Below are 8,199 nucleotides of genomic sequence, written 5' to 3'. Positions count from 1 at the left end.
GTGCCCGCGGACCCAACGGGCCCGCGGGCACGGCGAGCGGCGTCAGGAACCGATCTTGTCGAAGAGGTCGCCGACGCGACCGAAGAAGTCCTTCACCGACTCCCAGAAGCTCCTGCCCTCGGCCCACCACTCGGGCGCCGGCGTGAAGTTCCAGACGAGGAAGCAGATCACGGCGAGGATCACGAGCATGAAGAGGCAGCCCTTGAGGCAGCCGAGACCGGGGATGTGCATCGGGTTGGCGCTGCCGCGGCGCTCGCGCGGCGGCTTCGGCTCCCGCGGCGGCTTCGGCTCCCGACGCGGACGCTGCTGCTGCGGCGGCGGGGGCGGCGGGGGACCGCCGTACTGCTGGCCGTACGGCTGCTGCTGGCCGTACGGCTGCCCGTACTGCTGTGCCTGCTGGGGCTGTTGGGGCGGGGGCGCGGGTCGGCGCTGCGGGGGACGGCGGAGCGGGTCCTCGGCCGGGTCCATCGGGCGGACCTGCGTCTGCTCGTTCCGGTCGCGCGCGGCGCGCAGTTGGCTCTCCCAGGGGTGCGGGCCGTCCGGCTCCGGCGGCTGCTGCCCGTGCTGGGCCTGCTGGCCGCCGGGGACGGGCGGCATCACCTGCGTGGGGTCCGCGTTGCCGCCGGCTCCCGGCTGCTGCATGGCGCTGGTCGCCGCCTCCGGGTCGCCGCCCGCCGCCGAGTTGGCGGCCGCCGCACCCGCCGCCGCACCCGCCGCACCGCCGAGCGCGGCGCCGCCGAGCGCCGCGCCGGCTGCGCCGTGCGGGAGGGACTGCGTCGGGTCCGCGTCGCTCGTCCGCTGCTGTCCTGCGCCGCTCCCCGGGACCTCGGCCGGCTGCGGGTCGGGGGCGAGGAGGGCGCCGACGCCCATCGCGGCCGACTGCTGCTCGGGCGTGGCCCCCGGCGCGATGCCGGAGGCGACGGTGCGCAGCCCACGCGCGAGGTTGACGGCGCTCGGGCGCTCGTCCGGGTTCTTCCGCAGGCAGCGCTCCACCACCGTCCACAGCGGGTCGGGCACCTGCGGGGGGCGCTGCGGCTCCTCGGCGAGGTGGCGCTGGAGCACCTCCAGTGCGCTGCCGCCGCCGAACGGGGGCTGCCCCGTGAGGAGTTCGTAGAGGAGGATGCCGGCGCCGTAGATGTCGACGGCCGAGGTCTGCGGGCGTCCCTCGGCCGATTCGGGGGCGACGTAGGCGGGGGTGCCGACGAACTCCTGGGTGCGGGTGAGTCCGGGGGAGTCGGCGAGGCGTGCGATGCCGAAGTCGGTGAGCATCGGGTGCATGCCCTCCTCTCCCTCGGAGAGGAGGACGTTCGCCGGCTTCAGGTCGCGGTGGACGACGCCGTCCGCGTGGCTGGCGGCGAGCGCGTCGGCGATCTGCGCGGTGACGAGCGCGGCGGCGATCGGCGTGAACGGGCCGTTCTGCCGCAGGTACTGGTGGAGGTCGGGGCCCTCGACGAGGTCCATCACGAGCGCGAGCAGGTCGCCCTCGACGACGAGGTCCCGGGTGCGGACGATGTTGCGGTGGGTGAGCCGCAGGAGCACGGAGCGCTCCCGCAGGAAGCGCATCACCACGTCCGCGTCGTTGGCGAGCTCCTCCTTGAGGACCTTGATGGCCACGGCCTCGCCCGGGTGCCCGGCGACCGCCGCCTCGGCGCCCGCCGTCTCCCGCTGGCGGGCGCGCCACACGGTGCCTGTCGCGCCGCGTCCGAGCGGCTCTTCTAGCAGGTACTTGCTGCCTACCGGCCGCACGTCATGCGCTCCCTGGTCTCGTACTGCATCCTGCCCACCATAGTGCCGTGCCGCCCGCTCGCGGCGGGCCGCGGCGGGCTCCTGCTCCCCGTCGTCCTGCTCCGCCCTGCCGTCCGCGCTCGCCGGGAGGGGAAACTCCCTGGAAGACGCCGCACATCCGGTTCCGGTTGCGTACGGCGCGGACCGCGGTGCCCCGGGCGGGTGCCCGTTCGCCGCGCGTCCACTCCTCCGGTTCGGACGGTCCTCCCGGTGTACGGGACGTGAACGGGTTGCGCGGATTCCGGTCGGGACCCGGCGACCCCACAGCTCAGCTCCCCCGGACAAGACACCGAGGCCGACCCGGGGCGTCATAACGCTCTGCAACATGACCCGTAACACCTCGCGCCTCTGTCCGGCCTCACCGCCGGGCAGGGGCGCTTTCGTCGTGTCTGCGGGCAGTGGCTAGTCGCGGGTGGCTCCCTCGGGCCACACCACGTCGACGGGCACGCCCGTACGCCGTGCGTAGGCGACGACGTCCGCCGTCCCCCCGTACCCGCGGGCCGGCTTCCCGTCCCACACCGCGACAAGCCGGTCGACCAGGCCGACGAGAATCTCGCTCCCCGCCTGGTGAGCCTGTGACGTTGATTCGCGCATGCCGGTGTGGTGCGCCTCAGCCGCCCGCGCGAGCAGCTTGTCGTACGTCGGGTGGTGCGACTCGGGTAGACCTTCGCGGTACTGTTCGGCGGGCACGACGACCTCGATCCGGCCGCCGCGGTCGAGCACCGCCTCGGCGAACCATGCATCGGGCCCGTCCGCAATGCACGACACCCCGAGTAGCTCGGCCGGGTCGTACTGCCGCAGCTGTTCGTCAAGGGCGTTGCGAACCGTCCGCTCAACCTGGGCGGACAGTCCACGGTGCCCGGTGATCCCCAAACGCACAGTCCTTACCTCTCTCCGTTACAGGAACACGCCGTGCAGGCGGTCGTCGAAGTCGCGCAGGACTTTAGGGGGCGTGGGACCGGAGTACGAGCGGCGCACGGCTCGCGCCCGTTCCACGATGCGCCCCGACTTGTAGCGCAACCCCACTTCGAGTGCCCGCGCAGCCACGGTGAATGCACCGTCAAGGCGCCCGGCTGCGAGGTACCCCGAGGCCATGTCGAGTTGGAGCAACGCCCGTTGCTTGTCATGCCCCGAGGTCATGACCGCGGTGGTCGAGTCTTGCTCGCTGGCGATCCAGCGGGGCAGCCCAAGCCGTGCGCCGCACGACACGCGGGTCGCGGCGACCTTGGCCTCGGTGAATGAGAACACCCACGGCCACGGTGGCGTGTCCTCGTGTTCGATCTGCTTCGCTCGACGAGCTGCTGTTCGCAGTGCCTCGTCGGCAGAACTCTCGGCACCGGCCGCAGCGTGGGCGAGGGCCTCGACGCCGGACAGCCACGCGTCGGCAATGGCGGGCATGTTCAGCCCAAGCTGCTTGCGCGCGGAACGGGCAAGGCTGAGCCCCTGCGCCGCGTTCCCTGAGTGTGCCTCGAACTGCGCGAGACTTCCCAACTGGTACGCGGCAAGTAGCGGGTTGGCCGCACGCCGGGCAGCCTTGATCGAGGCGCCGTACCAGGTGCGGGCCGACCCGTTGTCGCCCATGTCCCAGTGCAACCACCCGGCGAGACTGGCGACTTCGCTGCCGACGGCCGCGAGTCTCGCCCGCTCGTCTTCGCCCTCGGCATCCTGCGCAATCGACTGCGTCAACTTGAGGTGCGACAGCACCGTGTCGACGAGTTGCCGCGACGGCGTTGTGCCGTCGAGACGCCGGAATGCAGTGGTGGCCACGCGAAGGGTGGCCGCTTGTCCGGTCTCGGCTGCATGCGCTTGCTGCGTGGGCGCCATGGAGAGCGCCGGCGCTGCGGCGACCGCCGCGACCCCACCAAGGAAGTTGCGCCGTTCCACATCGGTTCCGTTTCCATCCCCCCGCGCGACGATCGCCGCTGTGTGATCGGCCAAGCCGACGAGGTGCGGAGGAATCTGAAGATGGCTCGCCACCCGCGATAGTTGAGCCGTTTCGTACGACCTCGCGCCCCTCCCCTCAAGGCGCGAAATCGCGGATTGGCTCATCCCGCAGGCTTCCCCGAGCTGCCCTTGCGAAAGGCCAGCCGCGGCCCGGGCGAGTTTCACCACCCGGCCGTAGTCGCCTACTCGTGCAGCGTCGCGGATCGCTTGCGCGGACCAATTCACGGGATTTGTTCTCCCCCTCTTGCTACGCGGCATGGGCCCGGAGTGCGGCACCGCTATGCGCTGCGCGAACCGTTGTATGCAGTCTGCGGGTAGTTCGTGGCCCGTACAGCATGCCCCGGGGTTGAGTGACCGCACTACCCGTCACCGGGAGGACACGCATGGTCGACAAGGGACAGGGCGCGCGGCAACTCACTCCGAGACCCGATCAGCCGCGAGAGTTGGTGTTGACGGGCGAACCGCAATCGGCCCGTGAGGCACGGGAGTTCGCCCGCGAGTACGTGATGCAGAGTGAGCCGACCGCGTCCGAGGACTACGTCGACGCGATCGTGTTGGTCACGAGCGAGCTCGTCACCAACAGCATTCGCTACGGGACCGAGCCCGGCGACTCTCTCGCGCTCAAGCTTCACACCTGCCACGGACGCACGCGAGTTGAAGTTCGCGACCCGGTGCGCCGACGCCCGCAACTGCGACCCGAGTCACACAAACGTGATCGCGGCCGCGGGCTGGTGATCCTCGACGGGCTGTGCCACTGGGGCGTTGACGACGTGGCGTTCGGAAAGATCGTGTGGGCTGAGGTGATCGCGAAGTGACGGGGATCGAGCAACTCGCCCCGAAGGCGCCGACTTCGGGCGCGATCGCGTCCCTGTCCGTACGGCCGTGGGTGGACCGGATCAACGATCACGGGTTCGCCCCCATGCTGATCACGCATCCGAGGCCGCACCGGGACACGGACACCGCAGCCGTAATCGAGTCCTGCATGCTCGGCATAGCCCGAGCCCTCGGCACGGCGCCCGCTCACGCCACGTTGCCCGACGCGGGTGAGCGAATCGCCGTGCACAACGGTGTCGTGCTGCTGCGTCTCGACGGCACCCCGCATGTCCTCACCACCCGCGCCGGGAACTGGGGGCGGGTGATCACCGAGATCGGGCACGTGCTGCTCGCCGTCGGCCTCGACCCGCTGTCGACCGCAGCGAACGGCGCCGAGGTGAACGAGTACATCACCGCGTCGGTCAAGGCGAACCGGTTGTACTTCGCGGCTGCGAGCGTCGCCGTCTCGGCCCGCTGGATACGAGCCGCCGAGGCGGTTCGCCCCTGAGACAGGGTCGTTCGGGGTCGAGTCTCCCCCGTGACTCCCCCGGGCGGCCCGCTTCCCCGCCCGTCGGCCGGACAAACTACCGGCTGACGGGCGGGGCCCAAGAGCGCCCCTGCCCACCACCAACCACGCCCCGCCGCGGAGGTGCCACGGTGACCCGCCGACTCGCCTACAGGTGCGAAGCCATCGCGCAAGATCTCACCGGCTCTTGCGAGGTCGTTCTCTCCACCTACCGCGCCATGACGCCGCGCCTTGCCGCCGGTTGGGCTCGGCACACCGCACGCCGGTACGCCGGTCTGCTCGCCCCGGTGCCGACTGCGGGCTATCTCCTCCGAGCGCCCCTTACCGAGACTGCGCCGGACGGCCCACGCCCCGAGGTCGTGCTGCTCGGCTGGGCCGACAGCGTCGAGCACTACGAGCACGCCCTGCGCACCCTCGTGGCCGGCCGCCCCTACGTGCTCACCCTCACCGACTACGACGCCGTGTACTCGCTGCGGCTCGACCCCGTACCGGTACGTCGCCCGGCCCCGACAACGCCCGTGTCCACCAGGGGCGTTCGTCCCTCGTCGGGCACGGGGCGCCACAGAAGGACAACACCACGCCGTCGAGAGAGGACACGATGACTGCTGACCGATCAGCCGACTGCGGCCCCCACGCCGCAGCACACCCGCCCGGAGCGACGTAGATGGACAGCGCGATCACTCTCACCGTCGATCACCCTGCATGGCAGACCGGCGCCGACGACGTCCCCGTACGCCTCGTCGAGCACCACGGTGCACCGTGGTTGGCGTTCTACCGCGACGGCGGACTGCACCTGAACGCCGTACGCGAGTCCACAACCGCCCCGCCGTCGATCTCGGTCACCTCGCCCGAGGAACTGCCCTCGACCCCTGCCGCGGCGGCCCTGGTGCAGCAGCTCGCGACGTTGGGGCCGGTGCACCGGCTCACGAACCCCTCGCTGTGGGACGCCGTGACGACAGCGATCCTGCGGCAGGTGGTACGGGCCGCGCAGGCACGGAAGGTGTACCGGCAGTGGTGCCGACTGCACGGCCGCACCCTCGACACGCCAGTCGGCCCGCTGTCACTCGCACCCACGCCCGAGACCCTCGACGCCGGTGACACCGTCGTCTGCGACCGGTACCTCGCTTCGACGCTCGTCGTGCAGCGCCTCGACGGCGTCCCGGAACGGTTCCTGTTGGACCTGAACGCCGACATTGTGCTGCCCGACGTGGCCGTGCTGCTGACGGCCGCCCCGGGGACCATCACGGACCGGCTCACCGGCCGAGGCGCGCACCACCGGTTCGAGCGGGATCCGAGCATCCCGGCGCGCGAGGCCGAACTCTACCTACACGCGGCCGCCGTTCTCGAACGGATGGGCGTGCCCGTCGTCAGCGTCAACACCGACACGGCCACCCCTCGGGAGGCTGCTGCGCGAATGCTGGCCTCACTGGGCCCCGCTCCCGCTAGCGTCGGAGACAACACGAGCCCCGACAAGCAAACGGTGACCCCATGACCCTCGCAACCCCCGTCGTCGACACGCACGTGATCCTCCGGGGCGGCGACAAGATCCTCATGTCGCAACGCGGCGGCCCCTACGGATACGGCCGCTGGCACCTGCCAAGCGGCAAACTCGACGCCGGCGAACCGCTCACCGCCGGCGCCGCCCGCGAGCTCTACGAAGAAACGGGCGTCACCGTCCATCCGGCTCACCTACGGCAGGTGCACACCGTGCATCACCGGCAGTCGGAAGAGATCGAGCGCATCGGTGTCTTCTTCCTCGCGACCGAATGGCAGGGGGAGCCGACCAACCGCGAGCCCGACAAGTGTCTCGACCTGCGTTGGCAGTCGGTGCACGACCTGCCCGAGGACGTCATCGAGTACCCGGCCACCGGTCTGCACGGCTATCTCGCGGGCACCGTGCTCACCGAACACGGCTGGTAGACCCGCGTCGCCGGTGGGGATCCGACCGCACGGTCGGAGCCCCCGTGTGTCCTGGCTCGGCCGCCCCGGCGCCCCTCGGCGGCCGAGCTGCACCGGCGGCACGGACCGCGGTGGCCCCCGTTCGCCGCGCGTCCACTCCTCCGGTTCGGACGGTCCTTCCGGTGTACGGGACGTGAACGTGTCGCGCGGGTTCCGGTCGGATTCCGGTCGGATTCCGGTTGGGCGACGGAACGGAAAGGGCGATCCCGTACACGGGAGGGGAAGCCACGCTGATCGTAAATACCGTACGTGGGCGGCGGCTTCCTGCGTGAGGTGCGGTTTCGACCCGGGCGGAAGGGGCGGGTGAGGCGTCTCACTCTCCGGTGCACTCGTCTCCGGAACCGAACAGGTGCGAGATTCATGATCACTTGGCGGTTCCGCGCGTACACCGATGTCGGTGGCAGGTGCGATTATTCGTCCGGCAGCAGAAGCAACCGCGCTAACGTGCCCTGTGCGCCGGCCTGTCCGGCACACCTCGCGGAGGGGACCTGGAGGGACCGATGCAGATCCGGCTGACCGTCACCCTCGGGCCGCGCGCGGGCGGCCCCGGGGCCCCCGCGTCGAGGCAGCCGGGCGCGGGCACCGAGGGGGCGCCTTCGCCGCGAGCCGACGTCCTCGTCACCGCACCCGGCGGCACCCCGCTCTCCGCGGTGGTGAGCGCGCTCGGCTCCGCCGTCGCCTCGGCCGCCTCCGGCGGCGCCATCGGCAGCAGCCCCTCGGGGCGAGGGGGGCGCAGCTCCCCAGGCGCCGGGGGCGCGCAGGAAGCGCCCGCGGTCTACGCCGGCTCCGAACGCCTCGACGCACAGCACCCGTTGGGCGAGCCGCCCCTGCTCGACGGCGCCGTCCTCGCGCTCCACGGCCCCGTCCCCGACGCCTCCCCCGACACCGCGTTCGACACCGCGAAGGCCCGGCTCCACGTCGTCGCGGGGCCCGACGCGGGCGGCATCCACCTCCTCCAGGGCGGCCGCGTACGGCTCGGCCGCTCGGCGGAGGCCGACGTCCCGCTCGACGACCCAGACGTCTCCCGCCTCCACTGCGCGGTCACCGTCACCGAGGGCGGCACGGTCACCGTCACCGACCTCGACTCCACCAACGGCACCAGCGTCGACGGCCTCCGGGTCGCACCGGGACCCGTCCTGTTCAAGCCGGGCTCCGTGCTGCGCATCGGGGAG

At 71.7% G+C, this 8,199-nt stretch carries 9 protein-coding genes; 6 read left to right on the top strand and 3 right to left on the bottom strand.

Features of this window, described 5'->3' with window-relative positions; translation table 11 throughout:
* Positions 1–42: 42 nt before the first annotated feature.
* The 3 genes from UWG_RS0116725 to UWG_RS30285 all read right to left on the bottom strand — a co-directional run bounded on the left by UWG_RS0116725 (position 43) and on the right by UWG_RS30285 (position 3,987).
* Positions 43–1,746, bottom strand: a complete 1,704-nt coding sequence (locus UWG_RS0116725) for a serine/threonine-protein kinase (RefSeq protein WP_016908364.1) — start codon at positions 1,744–1,746, stop codon at positions 43–45.
* Between the two features lie 441 nt (positions 1,747–2,187).
* Positions 2,188–2,664 carry a hypothetical protein gene (locus UWG_RS0116720; protein WP_029391512.1) on the bottom strand — a complete coding sequence of 159 codons (477 nt, stop codon included), beginning with the start codon at positions 2,662–2,664 and terminating at the stop codon, positions 2,188–2,190.
* An 18-nt stretch (positions 2,665–2,682) separates the two neighbouring features.
* On the bottom strand, positions 2,683–3,987 hold the full coding sequence (locus UWG_RS30285; protein WP_086022511.1) for a helix-turn-helix domain-containing protein: 1,305 nt from the start codon (positions 3,985–3,987) through the stop codon (positions 2,683–2,685).
* Between the two features lie 125 nt (positions 3,988–4,112).
* On the opposite strand from UWG_RS30285, the gene UWG_RS0116710 reads away from it, so the two are divergent.
* The 6 genes from UWG_RS0116710 to UWG_RS30270 form a co-directional block, all read left to right on the top strand.
* The gene (locus UWG_RS0116710; protein WP_016908361.1) at positions 4,113–4,544 is read left to right on the top strand and encodes an ATP-binding protein; all 432 of its coding nucleotides are present in this window, start codon (positions 4,113–4,115) and stop codon (positions 4,542–4,544) included.
* Entirely contained in the window at positions 4,541–5,050 is a 510-nt protein-coding gene (locus UWG_RS0116705) for a hypothetical protein (protein WP_016908360.1), read from the top strand. The genes UWG_RS0116710 and UWG_RS0116705 overlap by 4 nt, the downstream gene beginning before the upstream one ends.
* Before the next feature lie 149 nt (positions 5,051–5,199).
* A complete protein-coding gene (locus tag UWG_RS0116700; protein WP_016908359.1) occupies positions 5,200–5,670 on the top strand; it encodes a hypothetical protein in 471 nt (156 codons plus the stop codon).
* Positions 5,671–5,732: 62 nt separating this feature from the next.
* Positions 5,733–6,560 (top strand): hypothetical protein, encoded by an 828-nt coding sequence (locus UWG_RS33705; RefSeq protein ID WP_016908358.1) that lies wholly within the window; start codon positions 5,733–5,735, stop codon positions 6,558–6,560.
* A complete protein-coding gene (locus UWG_RS0116685) occupies positions 6,557–6,988 on the top strand; it encodes an NUDIX hydrolase (protein ID WP_016908357.1) in 432 nt (143 codons plus the stop codon). Before UWG_RS33705 ends, UWG_RS0116685 begins: the two co-directional genes overlap by 4 nt.
* A gap of 539 nt (positions 6,989–7,527) precedes the next feature.
* Positions 7,528–8,199, top strand: a 672-nt coding sequence (locus tag UWG_RS30270; RefSeq protein ID WP_033196201.1) for an FHA domain-containing protein, incomplete at its 3' end; no start/stop codon positions are given.

It is taken from the genome of Streptomyces xiaopingdaonensis (assembly GCF_000262345.1).
Lineage (GTDB): Bacteria > Actinomycetota > Actinomycetes > Streptomycetales > Streptomycetaceae > Streptomyces > Streptomyces xiaopingdaonensis.
This window is presented reverse-complemented; position numbering and strand designations above follow the sequence as displayed.

Coding starts and splice junctions, on each gene's coding strand:
- UWG_RS33705 (WP_016908358.1), top strand. CDS start 5,733: ATGGACAGCGCGATCACTCTCACCGTCGATCACCCTGCATGGCAGACC.
- UWG_RS0116685 (WP_016908357.1), top strand. CDS start 6,557: ATGACCCTCGCAACCCCCGTCGTCGACACGCACGTGATCCTCCGGGGC.
- UWG_RS0116710 (WP_016908361.1), top strand. CDS start 4,113: ATGGTCGACAAGGGACAGGGCGCGCGGCAACTCACTCCGAGACCCGAT.
- UWG_RS30285 (WP_086022511.1), bottom strand. CDS start 3,987: ATGCCGCGTAGCAAGAGGGGGAGAACAAATCCCGTGAATTGGTCCGCG.